Origin of the sequence: Achromobacter sp. F4_2707 (assembly GCF_047501535.1) — a bacterium.
Taxonomy (GTDB): Bacteria; Pseudomonadota; Gammaproteobacteria; order Burkholderiales; family Burkholderiaceae_B; genus Yanghanlia.
On record NZ_JAZDRJ010000009.1, the window covers coordinates 71259 to 89383 of the forward strand.

Below are 18125 nucleotides of genomic sequence, written 5' to 3' on the forward strand. Positions count from 1 at the left end.
GATTAGGCGGTTCTTCGGGATCACAAATCGAGAAGCCATGCGTCAAGTGCGCTTGGCGCTGGGGCCTGACGCCCTGATTGTGTCGAATAGAAGGGTTGAAGGGGGGGTGGAAATCCTTGCCACAGATGCTTCTGAACTGCCCGACGCCGCGGCTGACAACACCGCACCGTCCACTGCCCCCGCCTCGTCGCCCTTGCAAGCCCCTAGTGGCGACTTGCAGCGGCAGGCTCCGCAGACTAATGCGGCACCCACTCAGGCACCGGCTCAGGCGCCAACGCCCCCGCCGCCCGGCCCTTCGCCCATGTCGCCGTTGGGCGCTTATGCGGCGGCCTTTCAGGCGGCTTATGGTGTGGCGCCCGAACCTGCACCAACACCCTCTATGCCCCCGGCCCCTCAGCCTCCGTCCAACCAACCGGGCATGGATGCTTTCTCAGCAGAACAGGCCCCGGGCGTACCGCTGAACCCGGGTCAGATATCGGGATATTCCGCTCTGGCAGAGTCAGCCACGCGGCGTCCACTGGCCGCTGAACCTCTCGCACAGCAGGCACCATCTGCCCAGCAGCCATGGCCCGAGTTGGCGCAACAGCATCCGGCTACGTCTAGTGGGCCTGCCGCCCCTGAGGCCCAACCGCAGCCTGACATCATGGACGCCATCGGCGACATGCGCGGTGCGCTTGAAAATCGGATCGACGAACTTCTGTGGGGCAACCAATTGCGCCGCGCCCCACAGGCTGCCTCCCTGTTTCAAGAGCTGATGGGTTTTGGGTTCAGCACGGCTTTGTTGCGGGCAATGCTAAAGCGCTTGCCCGAACAACTCTCCAGTCGCGCCGCCCTCCAGTGGGTAAGAGAAGAGTTGATCGGCAATCTACCCGTGTTGTCCAGCGAAGACGATTTATGGAAACCGGGGCTCGTACTGGCCTTGGTGGGGCCGACTGGTGTGGGTAAAACCACGACTATCGCCAAGCTTGCGGCGCGTTGCGTGCGCCGGTTTGGCCCGGACAAACTGGTGCTCATCACCACCGACACCTACCGTATCGGTGCGCACGAACAACTCAAGATCTATGGGCAGATGCTGCGCGCTCCAGTCCATGTAGTGCGCAATGCTATGGAGCTCCAGGAAGTCATGACAGGTGTCCGGCCCGATCAGATCATTCTCATCGACAACGTCGGCATCAGTCAGCGCGACCGCTATATTCATGAACAGGCGGCCATGCTGGCCGCAGCAGGGCGCGATGTCACCCGCTTGCTGGTGCTGAATGCGGCCAGTCATGGGGAAACTCTGGATGAAGTGGCCCGCAGCTATGCCGCAGACGGCGGCACCCCTCTGAAGGGCTGCATCATTACCAAGGTGGATGAAGCCATCCGGCTAGGGGCGGCGCTCGATACCGCTCTGCGCTATCGGCTGCCTATTCATTACGTATCTATTGGCCAGAAAGTGCCCGAGCACCTGGCGTTTTTGTCCGCGACCGAACTGGTCGACCGTGCGCTCACGCATCTGCCTTCCGCTCGCACGCTTTACGCACCGACCGAGGCGGATTTCGCCGCGCTGATGCAACTAACGCGTTCGACCGGGCCGGCTGCCGACACCGCCGCCCAAGAAGACGCTCGCCGTCAGCGCATGCTGGCTCTGCCACGCTTGCTATCTATGACGGCCGGCGGCGCCGCTCACCTGAGCGCTGACGATTTGCGAGCCGGTTGCGAGTACATTGATGAACTGTCCTGCGTCTCCGAAGCGTACGATCTCTGGCGCAGCCTGGTATCCAGTAATAACCAGGGTTCCGCGCCCGATTCCTGGGTGCAGCATATGTTGCGTCTGGTGCAGAACACCTGGAGTGAATCCGGTCAAAAGCACTTGTTGGCTGTGCATGATCAAGTGGCTTTGCGCGCGTCCGGGGCGCCAACTGCACAATTGCGCGCCACTTTGATGCTTGACGAACAAGGCGCTGCTCTGGCTTCAACCTTGCAGCAGCTATCGTTGCCTGAAGGCTGGCTGTCGTCTTGCGGGGCTGCCCAGACGGACGCCCCGCCAGCGCGTCTGGCGTTGCAGCGTCAGTTCGACTGGCAGGCCGACCATGCTGCCGATCTTCCAGTCGTTCATCTTTTCGAAGGGGGCAATCCGGCGCTCTGGCGCGAACTCTCGGGCCGTTCTCAACCTTGGCTGGCTCAGGTTCCCGCCATTACCCGCATCTATATGGAAGACGGCTCCACGACGGTGCAAGCGCTCGCCAAAAACATGCCGCATCAGCCGGTGGCCGACCCAGGCTATCTGTTCACCTTGGCGGAACTGGGTAACGCCCCCGCTTCGGAATGTGCCCTGTGGGCGGCCAGCGCAACGGTGCATATCGCTTCCCGAGGTCACGAGCCGCTGCCCTTGCAGATGGTTTCCGCCCTGTTGGTCGATAGAACAACCGGAAAACGGCTCAAGCAAGTCATTGGTCTACACCCAGGGCTGGATTTTTCTATAGAAAAACTCGCGACTTGGCTGGTAATCAAGGCCGAGTCGCGCGATGCCATGCGGCATGCGGCTTCGGCCTGGGGGCTGCTGGAAAGCCGCGACGGGCAGCCGGAGCCTCGACATAAAGCCCTGGTTGCCGCACAGCTTGGTCTGGCCGCCTGGCAATTACAGAAAAGCCCGTTGGCGCAGCAGGGCCGCGAACTCGCCGCCACCATGTTGGGCCGCAAACGGTTGTTGCCGTCAGCTGCCGCTACGGCCACGCTAAAGCTGTTTGCACTGAAAGAAATGTTGGAAGCCTGATAGCCAGCTACGCCTTGCCGGGTTCACAATTGGGCGTGGTGCAGCACACAATGGCAGGCGCGTAGCCAGCCCCAGCCCGTTTTCAGCCGGCCTTGATATTGCGGCTTGAGCCTTTGCCGCCGCCAAGCGTGCGGCCACTGGCGTCGTAAATATCACCCACGCCGGTAAGGCGGCGCAAAGTATCGAGCGTACGTTGGTTATGCTCAAGAAAAATATCAATCACTTGGCCGTTGGCTTCGTTCAAAGCTCGCGCTTGGGCGGTGAGATCGAGCAAAGTTTCACGTGCGCCAGAAAGCTCAGGGTAGACACCCGCCGCTGCAGCCAGGCCGGCACCGTCGGCTTCAAAACCAAGTTTTTTGAGTAGGGCGTTGCGTTCTTGGGCCAGGTTGCTCAAGGCGTCGGCAGCATTGTTTTTGCGAGCTGTGGTTTCTTGTAGTGATTCTTCAGTTGCGCCGTCTTCAAGCACCTTGGCTTCGTCTTGCAGAATTTGTAGGAAATCGCGCGTCAGACCAGCTTCTTTTTCGAGACAGGCTTGGAGAGCGGCAAGAGAAGCATTCATAACGTGAGCGGCAGGTGCGGGTTGTAGCGTTGGTGGCGCCCGGCATAAAAGCCGGGTGCATTGAATTCAGTTATTTGAGAAGTTCGCGAGCGCTGGCGATCAGGCCGCTGGCAATACGGCTGGTGTCAAACTTGAGCTGGCCCGAGGCGATGGCGTCGCGAAGTTCCTGAACCTTGGCGACGTTGATGTCGCCGTCGCTGTTTTGCAGGGCGGCCAGGTTACGGGCGGCGGGGCTAAGATCAACCGCCGCACCTTTTTCACTGCCAGCAGACGCTGACGCACCGCTCGCCGCGCGGGCGTTGCGGCTGGCAGCGACGCTGCTCGCAAGCTGGCTTTTGAGGGTGTTTGAAGTGATTTTCAAGGTGCTCTCCGGTATAGGTACTGCGATATTACTGCGTTCTTATAAGCCTTAACGGCGAATGTAAAGGCAACTTTAGGGTTTGTTGCATTCGGATTACATTCTTACATCATGACGCGGACAGTCGTGTTGTTGATGACTGTCCCTGTAACAATTTGCCCCGAGCTGGTGCGAACTTGGATCATAGAGCCAGGGCCGCCGCTTTCAAGCGCCACACCTTCGCCCGTGGCGACAAAGCCCAAGCCGCGTGCTTCCGTTTTGACAGGCTGGCCGCGAACAATGGAGTCAGGGTCGCGTAACGCGTCAGCGCGCACCGTGCTGCCCGCCGCAATCCGCTGTTGGGCAATGTAACCCACCGCCAGAGAGGGGTCCACCACCACGCCGCGCGGCAGGCGCAGCAAATCGCCTTCGCGCGAAGCAAGGTCATCGAACGACAGGGTTTCGCCCAAGTTGATGCTGCGAGTGGTGACGTAGTAGTGGCCCATGACTGACACACTGGCCTGTACGTGGAGGGTCCAGCTTTCTGGGGCCAGGCAGCGCACCCCGACATTCATGCGCGAACGCAACTGCGGGTTGGTCAGAAAAGTGTCGAGGTGTTCGCAGGCGGCCTGGCGGCTGATGCGCGGCGGGGTGACGACGACCTCGGGCACACCCGGCAACACCTGTGCCCGGCTAAGCAAAAAGGCTTCGACTTCGGCCACGATAACGTCTGGATCCTGCAGCTGCGTCTGAGAGTGAGCGGCAAAAGGAAGCCAGAGCAACGAAGCGGCCAGCATGAGTGCCGGTAGGTTTAAAAAGCGCATGGATGCATTCTATAAACAGGAAGGGGGCTGCAACAAGGGAATTGGGTGAAAAATGCCAGTCTATTTCCACCTTTGTCAGCCTGTATGTAAAGGTATGATCATGGAGTAAATCGGCTAAAAGGCCGTGTATCACTTGCCGGTTGTTCCGGCAAGGCAAACCAGGGCAAGGCTTATGTTCGACCGGATAGGCGAAAATTTCGATTTCAACCAAACTGTGTTGCAGCTGCGGCAGCAGCGCCAGGAAGTGTTGTCTGCCAACATTGCAAACGCCGATACGCCTCATTACAAGGCGCGCGATTTCGATTTTACCAAGGCGCTCGAAGAAGCAATGGGTGGTGGTGGCAGTTTAAGGTTGCCCGCTACTGAACTCAGCCTTACATCGGCACGGCATATTCCCGGCAGTGCGGCGGCAGGAAAAGGCACGGCCGAACTTCTCTACCGCCAGCCGTTTCAGCCCAGCCTGGATGGCAATACCGTCGATATGGACGTCGAGCGCGTTCAGTTCGCCGACAATACGGCGCGTTACCAGGCCGACCTTTCCATTATTTCCGCACGCCTGCGCTCCTTGCGTTCGGTGTTCGAGCAGTAAGCAGGCCTACACATTATGTCGAATTTCACCATTTTTTCTATTGCGGGTTCCGCGCTCACGGCGCAGTCTCAGCGCATGAACGTTGCCGCCAGCAACTTGGCCAACGCGGAAAGCGTGGCCGGCCCAAATGGTCAGCCTTATGTGGCGCGGCAGGTTGTTTTTCAGATGCAGCCTATCGAAACACAGGGGCGCGCCCAGGCAGTCGGTGGCGTGCGCGTAAGCCAGGTGGTGGAAAGCGCGGCGCCGCACCGCCTTGAATACAACCCCGGCCACCCGCTGGCCAACGAAAACGGTTATGTCGTCAAGCCCAATGTCGATGTGGTGGCGGAAACCGTCAACATGATTTCAGCCTCGCGTTCGTATCAGGCCAACGTCGAAGTCATCAATACGGCTAAAACCCTGATGAACCGCACGCTGACTATCGGCCAGTAACGGCCTTCGCACCTAATTATTGAACGGAACCTATTTATGACCACCGTCCAAAGCGCCACTGCAGCAGCAGCCCACAACCTAGCTGCTAATCAGAACCTTCTGGCCGACACCCAGGAACGCTTCCTGACTCTGCTTGTCACTCAGTTGCAGAACCAGGACCCCATGAACCCCATGGACAACGACCAGATCACCTCCCAAGTGGCACAGTTGTCTACGGTAACGGGTATCAATCAGCTGAATCAAACCTTGCTGGCGCTTTCAGGCCAGCTTGATGTTTCGCAGTCCATGCAAGCCGCCAATCTTATTGGCAAGGAAATCCTGGTTCCGGGAACCGATGTTCGCGTTGGTACAGGCGAGGCAGGCACGCATGTCACCCACTTCGGCATGGAACTGTTGTCGCCGGCGGCGGGCGTGCGGGTCAATATTCTTGATGGTTCCGGCCGAGCAGTTCGTACGATGGAACTTGATGCGCGCCCGGCGGGGGTCTATTCGCTCGACTGGGACGGCACAGACAACACCGGCGCCACCGTGCCCGATGGCCGTTATTCAGTGCAGGTCACCGCATTCGACTTCAACGATGCGCCGGTTGCAGTGGGTTCACTGACCTCTGGCAAGGTCACAAGCGTCGCGTCCACTGCGGGCGGCGTCAAGCTTGATCTTGGCCTGGCAGGTTCCTTCCTGCTCGACGACGTACGCAAAATCATGTAATTGAAACGGCTGCGCCATTCGCCTAACGCTGCGCAGCGTGATGAACTAACACTATACAGAATACGAGGTTGAATCATGGGATTCGGACAAGGACTCAGCGGCCTGCGGGCACAAGCGCAAAAGCTGGATGTCATCGGCAATAACATCGCCAACTCCAGTACGGTCGGTTTCAAGTCTTCCAGCATTTCTTTTTCCGACGTCTACGCCTCTTCGCGCGTTGGTCTGGGCACTTCGGTGGCCGCAGTCAACCAGAATTTTGGTGTGGGTATTGTGTCAAATACCGGCGGTCAGTTCGATATTGCCATTGACGGCGCGGCGGGCTTCTTTCGCATGCAAGACGCCTCCGGTTCGGTTTTCTTTACCCGCAACGGTGAATTCGGCCCCAATAAAGAAGGGTATTTAACCAATAATCAGGGCCAGTTCCTGACCGGCTTCATTAAAGACGCTGAAACCGGCCTGTACGGCCTGAACCCCGAGCCCATCCGTATTCCCACTGGGAATATTGCCGCCCGCGCCACGGGTGCTATTTCGGGGCCGGACGCCGGCGTGATGGCACGTCGCATGAATCTGGATGCTGATGCAATAGTCCCTACGGTAACGCCTTTGGATCCGCTTAATCCCGATAGCTACAACACGTCGGTTCCCATGACCGTTTATGACTCGCTGGGTCGCGAGCATCAACTGACGCAGTACTTTGTCAAAACCGGGGATAACGCGTGGGATGTTCATTATCAGCTGAATTCTGATACGTCGGCCATAGTGACGCGCTCCATCACGTTCACCACGGGGGGGGAAATTGCCACTGGAGCATCGGGCCTTTCGATTGCGTTTGACCCGGCACAACGGACAGATCCGTTAGATCCTGCCTCCCCATTGGCCTTCCCCACGCTGGCAGGTGCTGATGCGTTAAGCATTCCCCTGAACTACTCCATCGCCACGCAGTTCGGCGGCGGACATAACCTTGAGTTCCAGCAAGACGGTTACGGCACGGGTGAATACACCAGCATGTCCATCTCTCAGGATGGCACCATTGTGGCTAACTACACCAACGGCGAAATGGCGGAAGTCGGCTATATCGTTTTGGCGAACTTCGCCAATTTGCAAGGCTTGCAGCCGGTGGGCGGTAATGCCTGGGCACAAACGGCCGCATCCGGCGAAGCAATTTTGGGCAGGCCCGGTCAGAACGGTATGTCGATGGTGAAGGGGCAGGCGCTGGAAGAATCCAACGTGGATATGGGTACCGAGCTGGTAAATATGATTATCAGCCAGCGTGCCTATCAGGCCAACGCCCAGACCATCACCACGCAGAGCGAGATTCTGCAAACGCTCATCAACATCCGATAGGCGCTTAAATGGATCGCGTCGTTTATACCGCAGCGTCGGGTGCTTCGCGGGTGCTGGAGCACCAGGGTATTGTCAGCAACAATATGGCGAATGTCAGCACGGCCGGCTTTCGCGAAGAGCTGGCCATGTACCGCGCCGTGCCGCTGCAAGGCCACAATAGTCTGCCTACCCGCGTCAGTACGGCTACGGCCAGCAGCGCCAGCAATTACCAGCAGGGCGGTTTGGCCGAAACCGGCCATGTGCTTGATCTGGCTATTCGTGGCGAGGGTTGGTTCGCCGTGCAAACCCCGGATGGCGAAGCCTATACGCGGGCAGGCGAATTCGCCGTCAACGCGGAAAGCGTGCTGGTGACGCAATCCGGCCTGCCGGTACTCTCGGAAGACAACGCACCGATCGAAATACCCGAGCGCGGCACCATGACGTTTTCCGATGACGGCCAAATCACGGTCATCGGGGCGGGCGACAACCCTAACGATATCCAGAATATCGGCATCGTAAAGATGGTGAATCCGCCGGTGGAAAACTTGGTGCGTGGTGAGGACGGTCTGTTCCGCTTGGCCGACGGCACAGCAGCGCCTGCAGACGAGCAGGTGCGAATGGTGTCGGGTTTTGTCGAGCGCAGCAATGTGAATCCCGCCGAAGCCATGGTCACCATGATTGCCAATGCCCGCCTTTTTGAAATGCAGATGAAAGTCATCCAGGAAGCCAAGACCAACGCCGAACGCGCCAATGGCATTCTGTCTGCCCAATAATTGAATATTGCTAGAACCGGCCCCTTGAGGGGCTATATAGGAAACCGGAAATGATACGCTCCCTCTGGATAGGCAAAACCGGCCTGGAAACTCAACAGACCAATCTGGACGTCATCTCGAACAACCTGGCCAACGTCAGCACAGCCGGGTTCAAGCGCACGCGCGCTGTATTCGAAGACCTGATGTACCAGACCATCCGCCAGCCGGGGGCTCAGGTTGGGGCCGCCAACCAATTGCCGTCCGGCTTGCAGGTCGGCACGGGCGTTCGCACCGTGGCGACCGAACGCATCCATAGCCAGGGCAACGTCAACAACACCGGCAACCCGCTCGACGTTGCGATTCTTGGCAAAGGTTTTTTTGAGGTCGAGCTGCCAGACGGCACGCTGGCTTACACACGAGACGGCAGTTTGCAGGTTGACCAAGACGGCCAAATCGTAACGGCGGGTGGTTATGTGATTCAGCCTCCGCTTAACGTGCCCGATAATGCGTTGTCTGTAACCATTGAGCGCGATGGCACGGTGTCAGTAACGCAAGCCGGGGCAGCCGGGACGAACGTGGAAATTGGCCAAATCCAGCTCGCCACGTTTATTAACCCCACCGGTTTGTTCAGCATGGGCGAAAACCTCTATCTTGAGTCCGACGCCTCCGGCCCGGTGAATTACGCCCAGCCCGGCCTGGATGGTGCCGGCACGCTTCGCGCCGAATACATTGAAACGTCTAACGTGAATGTGGCCGAGGAGCTGGTGAACATGATTGTGACCCAGCGCGCTTATGAAATGAACAGCAAATCCATCGAAACCTCCGATGCGATGCTGAACCGCCTGACTCAGCTCTGATGCCGTCTGTATTGCGCCGTATTGCCGTTGTATGGGTCGCAGCCGTCCTGGGCGGCTGCGCCATGATTCCGCCCGAGCCCATTGTGACCGGGCCTCTGACAGCGGAACCCCCAGACGCCTATTCCATGCCGCTGGCTGTACCCAATGGTTCCATCTATCAGCCTACAGCCTACGGAAATTACCCGTTATTTGAAGACCGCCGCCCACGTAATGTTGGCGACATCGTCACCATTGTGATTCAGGAGCGCACCAACGCCCAGAAAAGCGTTGGCACTTCCACCGAAAGAAGCAGTGGCGCTACGCTTGGCTGGGGGGCTGTGCCCAGTATTCTGCCGGGGAATGTGAGCCCCAATCAGGATTTCAACATTGCGGGCACCAACGATATGGAAGGCGCCGGCTCAACCCGCGCCAACAATCTGTTTACCGGCACCCTGACCACCACCGTAATTGGCGTGCTGCCCAATGGCAATTTGCAGATTGCGGGTGATAAGCAGATTGCCATCAATCGTGGTAGTGAATACCTGCGGTTTTCCGGCGTAGTAGACCCGCGTTTGATCACAGGTAATGGTACGGTTTCGTCCACCCAGGTGGCGGATGCAAAGATTGAGTTCCGCAGTAAGGGCGTCATGGATGAAGTTCAGACCATGGGTTGGTTGCAACGCTTCTTCCTGAATATTTCCCCGTTCTGACATGAGCAAAACTTTTATTCGTCGCTGGCAGACCTGGTTGCGTAATGGCGCAGCAGCGCTGTTGTGCCTGGGGCTGGCTGCTCCCGTTGCCGCTGAGCGCATTAAAGATCTGGCCACCATACAAGGTGTGCGCTCCAACCCGCTGATCGGTTATGGCTTGGTAGTGGGCTTGGACGGCACGGGCGACCAAGTCCGCCAAACGCCTTTCACCCAGCAAAGCCTGACCAATATGCTTTCGCAGTTGGGTGTGACCGTGCCGCAAGGTACCAACATGCAGGTACGCAACGTGGCCGCTGTCATGGTCACTGCCACGCTGCCTGCTTTTGCCCAACCGGGGCAAACGGTGGATGTGGTGGTGTCGGCCATGGGTAACGCCAAGAGCTTGCGTGGAGGCACCTTGCTAATGACGCCCCTGAAGGGCGCAAACGGCCAAGTGTACGCCATTGCCCAAGGCAATATTCTGGTGGGTGGCGCCGGTGCCGAAGCCGGAGGTTCCAGCGTGCAGGTCAACCAGCTGAATGGCGGCATTATCTCCAATGGCGCTGTGGTTGAGCGCTCCGTGCCTACGACGTTTGCACGCGACGGCATTATCCGCCTGGAACTCAACCATACGGATTTCGGCGCCACGCAAAGCGTGGTCGCAGCATTGAACCGGCGGTTTGGCCCCGGCACAGCGATGTCTAGCGACGCCCGTGTCGTACAGCTGCGCGCGCCACTCGAGCCCGCCGCTCAGTCCGCCTTTTTGTCGCAGGTTGAAAACGTCGATGTGCGTTTGCCGCCCGCACGGGCCAAGGTCGTCATTAATGCACGCACAGGCACGGTGGTCATGAATCGCACGGTAACGATAGACGAAGCCGCCATTGCCTATGGCAACTTGTCGGTCGTGATCAGCCGGGGCATGGACGTCGATCAGCCCGATACGCCTTTCGGCGGCGGCCAAACGGTTGTGACGCCTACCACGGATATTGAAATGCGGTCCGACCAAGGGTCATTGCAGCATATCAGTACGAGTGCGAATTTATCTGATGTCGTGCGCGCGCTGAATGCGCTGGGCGCAACACCGCAAGATTTGCTGGCGATTTTGCAAAACCTGAAGAGTGCCGGGGCATTGCGCGCCGACCTTGAAATCGTCTAAGGGATTGTATGTCTTTTGTGCAATTCACTCCGCGCCCAGGCAGCTCTGAACAAGTCTCGATTTTCGACTTTGATTCGCTGCAGCGCCTTAAGCGCAGCGTTACCAGTATGGGCAGCGGGCAACAGCCCGACCCATCGCAGTTGAAAAATGGTGTGACTGACGCTGAGCGCGAAGTCGCCCAACAGTTTGAGGCAATTTTCATCCAGCAAGTGCTTAAGCAAGCAAGGCAATCGCCGTTATCCACGCTAATGCAGTCTGAAAGCACGCAGTTCACCCAGAGCCTGGCAGACCAGCAGGCGTCGTTGGAATTAGCGCGCTCGTCAGGAGTGGGGCTGGCACAGAATATCCTGGATATGATCCGCAATCAGCGTGGCACCCTTGACCCGCTGGCGGCGGCGCCATTGCCAGAACAGGTGTCGAGCTCACGTTTGGCGCATCTGACTTCGACCGTTGGTGAAACCCGCCGTACTGTTGCCGGTTCGATTGATGACCTCATAAACATGATAGGTCAGGCCAAGCGCGCCCCTGAAAGGGTGTATGCCGCGATTGAAGGTGCACCCGCGCATATCCGTAAATTTGTTTCACGCATGTCTACGGCAGCTCAGGTGGCTGCTGAGCAAAGCGGGGTACCCGCAAAGCTCATTCTCAGCCAGGCTGCATTGGAATCCGGCTGGGGCCAGCGCGAAATTATGCGCCCCGACGGCCGCACCAGCCACAATATCTTTGGCATTAAAGCCGGCCCCAGTTGGAAGGGCGATGTGGTGCACGTTACGACCACCGAATATCACAATGGCGTCCCGCGCAAGGTGAAAGAGCCCTTCCGTGCTTACGGCTCTTACCAGGAAGCCTTTACGGATTACGCCAAGTTGGTCGGTACGAGCAAGCGCTATGCGGATGTCGCACAAGCGCCAACGGCGGAAGTAGCGGCGCGACGCATACAGAAGGCCGGTTACGCCACCGACCCGGCGTATGCCGATAAGCTGATTTCTATCATGGGCTATTTCGACACAGGCCGTAAGCTGCGCGCTTAATCGCCAGGGGTAAACTCCCCGGCCTGTCTGCCGTTAATAGAGTTATGTCATGGTATGCGGGCGGCCTGCGTCGCTCGTCACAATAGCGGAACACACATGAATTTAGCGAAAATGGGCCTGGGCGCGATGAACAACGCGCAATACAAGTTGTCAACGGCCGCGCATAACGTAAATAATGCGGCAGTTGAAGGCTATAACCGCCAAACCGTGCTATCTCAAACAGCAGGGTCGCAGCCCATGGGGGGCGGCTATGTGGGGCGCGGTGTAGAAACCGTTACCGTGAACCGCTCTTACGATAACTTTTTGTTCACTCAGTTGGTTGGAGCGCTGGGCCAAGGCGCTGCTCGCACCTCCTATGGCAATGAGATCGAGCGTCTCGATACGCTGTTTGCCGACACCAGTGTGGGCATTTCTCCCGCCATTGAACGCTTCTTTGCCAGTGTGAACGCAGTGGCCTCCGAGCCCGCCGATTCCGCCGCTCGCGAAGAAATGCTTGGGCAAGCCAATAACCTTGCTACCCAAGTGCGTGAAACCAACGCGTATTTGGATCAGCAACGCGACAACATCAATACACAGATCACCACCGTCGTTGAGCAGGTCAACAGCTACGTAGAACGTATTAGCGAGGCTAACCAGCAGATCGTCAAGGCGCGGGCCAGTGCCAATCGTCACGAACCCAACGATTTGCTCGACCAGCGCGACCAACTGGTGCGTGAGCTTAACGAGCTCGTCGGTGTGAAAGTCTTCGATCAAGGCGATGGTCGTGTCAGCTTGGCTGTGGGCAACGGTCAAGTTGTTCTGGGCGGCAATACGGTTTACCCACTGCAAGCCATGCGCTCCGGCGACGACCCGCAACGCATTGTGGTGGGCCTGACGGTGCGAGACAGCACCGGCGCACCGGTCGGTATTGAAATGGACGAAAGCTACATCCGTGGCGGCAAATTGGGTGGCTTGGTCGAATACCGCCAAGAAGTGCTGGACGACGTGCAGAACAACCTGGGGCGCATGGCTCTGGGTTTGTCCGAGGCGTTTAACGCCGTTCATACTCAAGGCCTGGATTCCCAAGGCAACCCGGGTCAGAATTTTTTCTCTATTGGTGCTTTGAAAACCATTCCCTCTGTGGCAGACGAGGCTAACGCCGCTAACGTCACGGCCGCTGTTGTGAATGTCAACGACCTGACGGCCGCTGATTACCGCGTGTCAGTGAATGGGGATGGACACTACGAAATCACCAATCTGGTCACCAAACAAACCTACCCGCCTGCGGTGGACGCAAGCGGTGGCGCGGCGGTAACCCGCGTGATTGAAGGCGTTGAATTTACCTTCAGTCAGCCGGGGGTGGCGGGAGATTCCTGGTTGGTCCAACCGAGCCGCAATGCGGCTGCGGGTTTGAACGTTGTCATTACAGACCCTGCGCAGATTGCCGCAGCGGCGGTAGGTACGGGGGTATCCAATGGCGACATCGGTCTCAAACTTGCCCAGTTGCAACACGATAAAACCTTGGGCGGCGGCACCATGAGTGTGACCGAGTCGTTCTCGCAAATCGTGAACCGCATTGGCGTGTCCAGCCAGAAGAATAAAACCGCACTGCAGGCGCAGCAGAATCTGATCAATCAGACTTACGCCGCTCAGCAGCAGGTTTCAGGGGTGAACCTCAACGAGGAATACATCAATATTGAACAAGCCCTAGAACAATACCGTGCGGCGTCTCGAATGATTGACGTCAGCAGCACCATGTTCGACACCTTGCTCAATATGCGCTGATCGGTTTAATACCGCGCGCTTAACGGAAACATCAACATGCGTATCAGTTCCAACCTTTTCTTCCAGACCGGCCTGAACTCCATCAACGCCCAGCAGGCGGATCTTGTCCACCTGTACAAGCAAGTGGGCAGCGGCAAGCGCATGGTCACACCGTCTGATGACCCGCTGGCGGCCGCGCAGGCCATTAACGTCAGCCAGACCCTGGCCATGGGCGAACGCTATGCGGCTAACCGCCAGGTTGCTTCACGCAACCTGGGTACGGAAGACAATGTCTTGCGCACTGTGACCTTGCAGCTGCAAGATGTCAAGACGCGCTTGGTCGAGGCAGGTAACGGCACCATGTCCGATGTCGACCGCTCCATGCTGTCAGAGGTCCTCCAGGCTGCAAGGGATTCTCTGCTCAACCTGGCAAACAGCACAGACGGCAACGGCCAGTATTTGTTTTCAGGCTCTAAAGGCAACACGCCCGCTTTTAATGATGCCGGACAATATATGGGCGATAGCAGCCAGCGCCTGATTCAGGTCGATCAAACTCGCCAACTGGCGGGAGCCGACCTGGGTATTGATATCTTCAGCCGCGCCGCCCCGGGTACAACGGGTTTCGTGACGATTCCTGGTGCTGGAAACAGCGGCACCGGTGTGTTTGGCAAAACGGTAGTGACCGATGCGTCTGGCGGTACCGCCATTGGGAAGAAGGTTGATATCACGTTCGAAGTTGACGGTTCTGGTGGGCTGCAGTACCAGGTGTACCTTGATGGCGTACGAGATACGAGTGGCCCTTACCCGTACACCGACGACACCAATACCCTTCTGGGCGGTGCTTATGGGGTATCGGTGGATTTCAGCGGTGTACCTAACACTAACCCTGGCGATACCTTTACCCTGATTCCCCAGAACACCAACTACAGCGTGTCGAAAGACAGCACCATGTCGATTGCGAATGTTTCAAAGCTCAACACGTCGGACCCGTTCACTATTGGCTATGATGTTAATGGTGACTATACGGTTGAGCCTTCCCCTCTGGTCATTACTCAACCTGGTTCGGCGGAGAAACCTGTACTGGTAATTGGAGACGGTTCTGGCAATGTCATTGGCGAGGTCGCACTTTACGGCAAGCCCACACCAGGTTCCGAAGCCACCATTTCGCCCGGCAGTGGCTCCACCAGCCGCGATGAGTTCAACGTGTTTGCCACACTCGACGAGATCATTGCCGCGCTGGCGACGCCAACCACCGACCCGGTCAGCGCAGCCAAGTTCCAGAACTCCCTGAACTCTGCTTTGCAGCGCATTGACGTGACCTACGACAATATCCAATCGGTGTCGGCGTCTGTGGGCACGCGTATGGTCGAAGTCGAGGCGCTCAATGCCAGTGGCAGCAGCCGCGTGATGGAGTACCGTAACCAGCTCTCGCAGCTTGAAGATCTGGATTACTACACGGCCATTACGCAATTGCAGCTGCGTACTACCGCGCTGGAAGCGGCTGCGACAGCCTTCCAGAAAATTCAGAACACCAGCTTGTTCAATATGAACAGGTAATGGCTGAAGAACAGGGGCGGCTAAGAATAGTCGCCCCTGTATCTTGGTCCCCCTTTTCCTGCCTCAACTTCTCTTTTTTCCCGTCTCGGCAGACCACCGAGATTCCGGCCGGCTCGTAGCCTAAAGCACTGCCTACACGCCTCACATCAAGCCCACCCCATCACAGTTTTTCTCGATGATCTAAGGGTTTATACGTGGTTTAACCGCGTATATGTTCCCGATTGATTCGGTATACTACTATTTACATTTATGCAATTTACACATGCTTTAGTAAGTATGTGTGTCCGAGCCGCATTTGGTTTTTCCTATGAGTCATTTAATACCCGCCACGCACATCCGCTGGCCCCATGCCGTTTTGGTGGGTGCAGCCATCGTATTAGCGGGGTGCAGTACAACCGGCAACAGGTTCGATACCACCGGTTTAGGTGCTTTAGTGCCAGGAGAAACCACCTTTGCGGAAGCCTCGGAGCTACTGCATGGCGCGCCCGTCAATATCTACCGTCAACTCGATGGTTCAGCCACGGCACGTTGGGCGCACACGTCTACGGTGCTCACCGACGCAATCTATTTCAATCAGGAACTATGGCTGGCGTTCGATCCTCACGGTCGATATCTGCGTGTAGTCAAAAGCAACAATGTTCCTGCCGCTCATTTTGAGAAAAAAACGGTCCCTACTCCTGCAGAGCAGGGGCCAGATGTCGTGCCGTTGGGGGAGCGCGAACCCGCAGCACCCAATACCGTTCCGGCCTCCGTTTCTGAATCCGGCGCCATGCATTCTGCTTCCGCCACGGCCTTCCCTGTGCAGCCACCAGGCACTGTACGGCCTTTTTTTAAACCCACAGTCAGCTACAGGCTGAATCAGTAGGGTTGTTTTTTCCGTTAGCCTCATCATCAGAGATCAGTATGTCAGACCATGCCATTCATCCGACCGACCCGGATATGCTCACGCAGCCTGTCAAAGCTCTCAAGAGTAAAAAGGGTAAAGTTAAAAAAACCAGGCAAAAATTCCGCATGGCCGATATCAAAGTAGGCACCATGCTGATGGGGGTCCTGGGGCTGTTCATGGTGTTGCTGATCGCCGTTGGCGGTCTGGGCGGCTATTTCTTGTGGCAGAACATGGACACCATCCGTCAGTTGGAGAAGCAGGATCAGCGCTCACAGCTTGTTGCCCGTATCGGATCTGACATGATGGCAGCTCGTATCGGGCTGTTATCGGCCGCGCGCTTTGAGCAGGAAGCGCAAGATACGGGTGATATGTCCCGCCGCGAGCGGAGCCGGGAAGCCATGGCGGAGGTGAAAGAAAAGTTGGAGTCGGTGAGCAATACCTTTGTCGCCTTCCGGGAAACCATGGGTGACATGGGTGAAGAGCGCCGCGAGGCGACCCGTATTGTGGGCGCCTACCGGCCCTACATTGATGATGCCGTAGACCCGATGGTGCAGGCGCTGCAAAGCTCCGACTACATTACCTTCTATTTCGTCAATAACGAATTTGGAGCAGCTCGCGCAGACGGCTTTCAGCGCGCGGTGGACAATTTCAACACCAAGCAGGCCGAAATTCGTGACGCTTTTTTCGTCGAAGCCGAACAAGCTTTAATGCGGGCGCTGACCGCCATGGCGATTGCTGTTGTACTGGGCTTCCTGCTGATGATTGTCATTCGCATCATGTTCGGCCGCACGGTGGTACGTCAGTTGGTACAAGCCGGCCAGCACTTTGACCGCATCGCCAGCGGCGACCTCACCCAGCGCGTCCAGGTGACTTCCCGCAACGAAATTGGTGTGCTGTACGCGGCACTGCGCCGTATGCAGGACAGCCTGACCCGCACGGTAAGCGAAGTGCGCCAGGGTGTGGATGAAATCAACATGGGTTCACGCGAAATCTATGAGGGCAACACCGACCTAAGCAGCCGTACCGAACAGCAGGCTGCTGCTCTGCAGGAAACTGCCGCAAGCATGGAGCAACTGGCCAGCACCGTGCGTCAGAACAACGAGAACGCCATCGAGGCTGATCGCTTGGCCAAGGGCGCCTCTTCTGTCGCGATTCGCGGCGGCGAAGCCGTCACGGCCGTGGTAAGCACCATGGGCGAGATTTCGCAAAGCTCGCGTCAGATGGTAGACATCGTTAACGTTATCGATGGCATCGCGTTTCAAACCAACATCCTGGCATTGAACGCTGCGGTGGAAGCCGCACGTGCCGGTGAGCAGGGCAAGGGCTTTGCCGTGGTGGCGGGTGAGGTGCGATCCTTGGCCCAGCGCAGCGCCCAGGCGGCTAAGGAAATTAAAGAACTGATTGATGAATCCCAGGCCAAGGTTGATGCCGGAGCGCGTCAGGCGCGTCAGGCGGGTGACGTCATGCAGGAGGTTGTGGGTTCTGTGGAAGGTGTTACCACCATTATGGGCGAGATTTCCTCTGCGTCGCACGAACAATCCGAAGGCATTGAGCAGGTCAACCGTGCTGTGACGGAAATGGACGGCGTCACTCAGCAGAATGCCGCTCTGGTCGAACAAGCAGCCGCTGCTGCGGGTTCCTTGCAGGAACAGGCCAGCCGTCTGGCTGAAGCAGTGGCTGTGTTCAAGATCAATTCTTCGGAAATCATTGACAGCCCTGAAAGCGAACCTCTGCAAGTGCAAGCGTCCTACGGTAGCCAGTCTTTACAAGCGCTCTGAATAACGCCGTGAGCAAGTGCTCAAAGCCCCGGTCAGGCTAATGCTTGACCGGGGCTTAGTTTTGTGCGCCCAGGATGGGCGCACTCCTGGACGTGCAAGTCCTCCCGTAAGTTGATCACAGCGAACGAAGTGAAGCACAACTGCCTGAGGGTGACCGAACGTGGGAAGGA

General features: G+C 57.6%; 17 protein-coding genes. 14 read left to right on the forward strand and 3 right to left on the reverse strand.

Going from position 1 to position 18125, the window contains the following annotated elements; genetic code table 11:
• The first annotated feature begins 37 nt into the window (after positions 1-37).
• A complete protein-coding gene (gene flhF / locus VRY85_RS10170) occupies positions 38-2755 on the forward strand; it encodes a flagellar biosynthesis protein FlhF (protein ID WP_414598480.1) in 2718 nt (905 codons plus the stop codon).
• 82 nt (positions 2756-2837) lie between these two features.
• Here the strand turns inward: flhF and VRY85_RS10175 are convergent, their stop codons facing one another.
• The 3 genes from VRY85_RS10175 to flgA form a co-directional block, all read right to left on the reverse strand.
• A complete protein-coding gene (locus tag VRY85_RS10175; protein ID WP_414598481.1) occupies positions 2838-3314 on the reverse strand; it encodes a flagella synthesis protein FlgN in 477 nt (158 codons plus the stop codon).
• Positions 3315-3384: 70 nt separating this feature from the next.
• Positions 3385-3675, reverse strand: a complete 291-nt coding sequence (gene flgM / locus VRY85_RS10180; protein ID WP_414598482.1) for a flagellar biosynthesis anti-sigma factor FlgM — start codon at positions 3673-3675, stop codon at positions 3385-3387.
• A gap of 101 nt (positions 3676-3776) precedes the next feature.
• Positions 3777-4475, reverse strand: coding sequence for a flagellar basal body P-ring formation chaperone FlgA (gene flgA, locus VRY85_RS10185; RefSeq protein ID WP_414598483.1), 699 nt, complete (start codon positions 4473-4475; stop codon positions 3777-3779).
• A 172-nt stretch (positions 4476-4647) separates the two neighbouring features.
• Between flgA and flgB the strand changes: the two genes are divergently transcribed.
• From flgB to VRY85_RS10250, 13 genes are all read left to right on the forward strand, one after another.
• The gene (gene flgB, locus VRY85_RS10190) at positions 4648-5064 is read left to right on the forward strand and encodes a flagellar basal body rod protein FlgB (protein WP_414598484.1); all 417 of its coding nucleotides are present in this window, start codon (positions 4648-4650) and stop codon (positions 5062-5064) included.
• A 15-nt stretch (positions 5065-5079) separates the two neighbouring features.
• On the forward strand, positions 5080-5496 hold the full coding sequence (gene flgC, locus VRY85_RS10195) for a flagellar basal body rod protein FlgC (protein ID WP_414598485.1): 417 nt from the start codon (positions 5080-5082) through the stop codon (positions 5494-5496).
• 36 nt (positions 5497-5532) lie between these two features.
• A complete protein-coding gene (locus VRY85_RS10200) occupies positions 5533-6204 on the forward strand; it encodes a flagellar hook capping FlgD N-terminal domain-containing protein (protein WP_414598486.1) in 672 nt (223 codons plus the stop codon).
• 75 nt (positions 6205-6279) lie between these two features.
• Positions 6280-7548, forward strand: a complete 1269-nt coding sequence (flgE, locus tag VRY85_RS10205) for a flagellar hook protein FlgE (RefSeq protein WP_414598487.1) — start codon at positions 6280-6282, stop codon at positions 7546-7548.
• 8 nt (positions 7549-7556) lie between these two features.
• Complete coding sequence (gene flgF / locus VRY85_RS10210) at positions 7557-8300, forward strand: flagellar basal-body rod protein FlgF (protein WP_414598488.1); 744 nt, start codon at positions 7557-7559, stop codon at positions 8298-8300.
• 50 nt (positions 8301-8350) lie between these two features.
• Positions 8351-9136: a flagellar basal-body rod protein FlgG gene (flgG, locus tag VRY85_RS10215; RefSeq protein ID WP_414598489.1), complete on the forward strand. Its 786-nt coding sequence runs from the start codon at positions 8351-8353 to the stop codon at positions 9134-9136.
• Complete coding sequence (locus tag VRY85_RS10220) at positions 9136-9825, forward strand: flagellar basal body L-ring protein FlgH (protein ID WP_414598490.1); 690 nt, start codon at positions 9136-9138, stop codon at positions 9823-9825. Before flgG ends, VRY85_RS10220 begins: the two co-directional genes overlap by 1 nt.
• Position 9826: 1 nt before the next feature.
• Positions 9827-10960, forward strand: coding sequence for a flagellar basal body P-ring protein FlgI (locus VRY85_RS10225; RefSeq protein ID WP_414598491.1), 1134 nt, complete (start codon positions 9827-9829; stop codon positions 10958-10960).
• Positions 10961-10968: 8 nt separating this feature from the next.
• Positions 10969-11991, forward strand: a complete 1023-nt coding sequence (gene flgJ, locus VRY85_RS10230) for a flagellar assembly peptidoglycan hydrolase FlgJ (protein ID WP_414598492.1) — start codon at positions 10969-10971, stop codon at positions 11989-11991.
• A 96-nt stretch (positions 11992-12087) separates the two neighbouring features.
• A complete protein-coding gene (gene flgK, locus VRY85_RS10235) occupies positions 12088-13755 on the forward strand; it encodes a flagellar hook-associated protein FlgK (protein ID WP_414598493.1) in 1668 nt (555 codons plus the stop codon).
• 36 nt (positions 13756-13791) lie between these two features.
• Positions 13792-15291, forward strand: coding sequence for a flagellar hook-associated protein FlgL (gene flgL / locus VRY85_RS10240; protein WP_414598494.1), 1500 nt, complete (start codon positions 13792-13794; stop codon positions 15289-15291).
• Positions 15292-15598: 307 nt separating this feature from the next.
• A complete protein-coding gene (locus tag VRY85_RS10245) occupies positions 15599-16156 on the forward strand; it encodes a hypothetical protein (RefSeq protein WP_414598495.1) in 558 nt (185 codons plus the stop codon).
• A 146-nt stretch (positions 16157-16302) separates the two neighbouring features.
• Positions 16303-17955: a methyl-accepting chemotaxis protein gene (locus tag VRY85_RS10250; protein ID WP_414598496.1), complete on the forward strand. Its 1653-nt coding sequence runs from the start codon at positions 16303-16305 to the stop codon at positions 17953-17955.
• The last annotated feature ends 170 nt before the right edge of the window (positions 17956-18125 follow it).

What these genes read in the sequence shown, in the direction of transcription:
- flhF (WP_414598480.1), top strand. Translation starts at nt 38, where the DNA reads ATGCGTCAAGTGCGCTTGGCGCTGGGGCCTGACGCCCTGATTGTGTCG.
- VRY85_RS10175 (WP_414598481.1), bottom strand. Translation starts at nt 3,314, where the DNA reads ATGAATGCTTCTCTTGCCGCTCTCCAAGCCTGTCTCGAAAAAGAAGCT.
- flgA (WP_414598483.1), bottom strand. Translation starts at nt 4,475, where the DNA reads ATGCGCTTTTTAAACCTACCGGCACTCATGCTGGCCGCTTCGTTGCTC.
- flgB (WP_414598484.1), top strand. Translation starts at nt 4,648, where the DNA reads ATGTTCGACCGGATAGGCGAAAATTTCGATTTCAACCAAACTGTGTTG.
- flgC (WP_414598485.1), top strand. Translation starts at nt 5,080, where the DNA reads ATGTCGAATTTCACCATTTTTTCTATTGCGGGTTCCGCGCTCACGGCG.
- VRY85_RS10200 (WP_414598486.1), top strand. Translation starts at nt 5,533, where the DNA reads ATGACCACCGTCCAAAGCGCCACTGCAGCAGCAGCCCACAACCTAGCT.
- flgE (WP_414598487.1), top strand. Translation starts at nt 6,280, where the DNA reads ATGGGATTCGGACAAGGACTCAGCGGCCTGCGGGCACAAGCGCAAAAG.
- flgF (WP_414598488.1), top strand. Translation starts at nt 7,557, where the DNA reads ATGGATCGCGTCGTTTATACCGCAGCGTCGGGTGCTTCGCGGGTGCTG.
- flgG (WP_414598489.1), top strand. Translation starts at nt 8,351, where the DNA reads ATGATACGCTCCCTCTGGATAGGCAAAACCGGCCTGGAAACTCAACAG.
- VRY85_RS10220 (WP_414598490.1), top strand. Translation starts at nt 9,136, where the DNA reads ATGCCGTCTGTATTGCGCCGTATTGCCGTTGTATGGGTCGCAGCCGTC.
- VRY85_RS10225 (WP_414598491.1), top strand. Translation starts at nt 9,827, where the DNA reads ATGAGCAAAACTTTTATTCGTCGCTGGCAGACCTGGTTGCGTAATGGC.
- flgJ (WP_414598492.1), top strand. Translation starts at nt 10,969, where the DNA reads ATGTCTTTTGTGCAATTCACTCCGCGCCCAGGCAGCTCTGAACAAGTC.
- flgK (WP_414598493.1), top strand. Translation starts at nt 12,088, where the DNA reads ATGAATTTAGCGAAAATGGGCCTGGGCGCGATGAACAACGCGCAATAC.
- flgL (WP_414598494.1), top strand. Translation starts at nt 13,792, where the DNA reads ATGCGTATCAGTTCCAACCTTTTCTTCCAGACCGGCCTGAACTCCATC.
- VRY85_RS10245 (WP_414598495.1), top strand. Translation starts at nt 15,599, where the DNA reads ATGAGTCATTTAATACCCGCCACGCACATCCGCTGGCCCCATGCCGTT.
- VRY85_RS10250 (WP_414598496.1), top strand. Translation starts at nt 16,303, where the DNA reads ATGGCCGATATCAAAGTAGGCACCATGCTGATGGGGGTCCTGGGGCTG.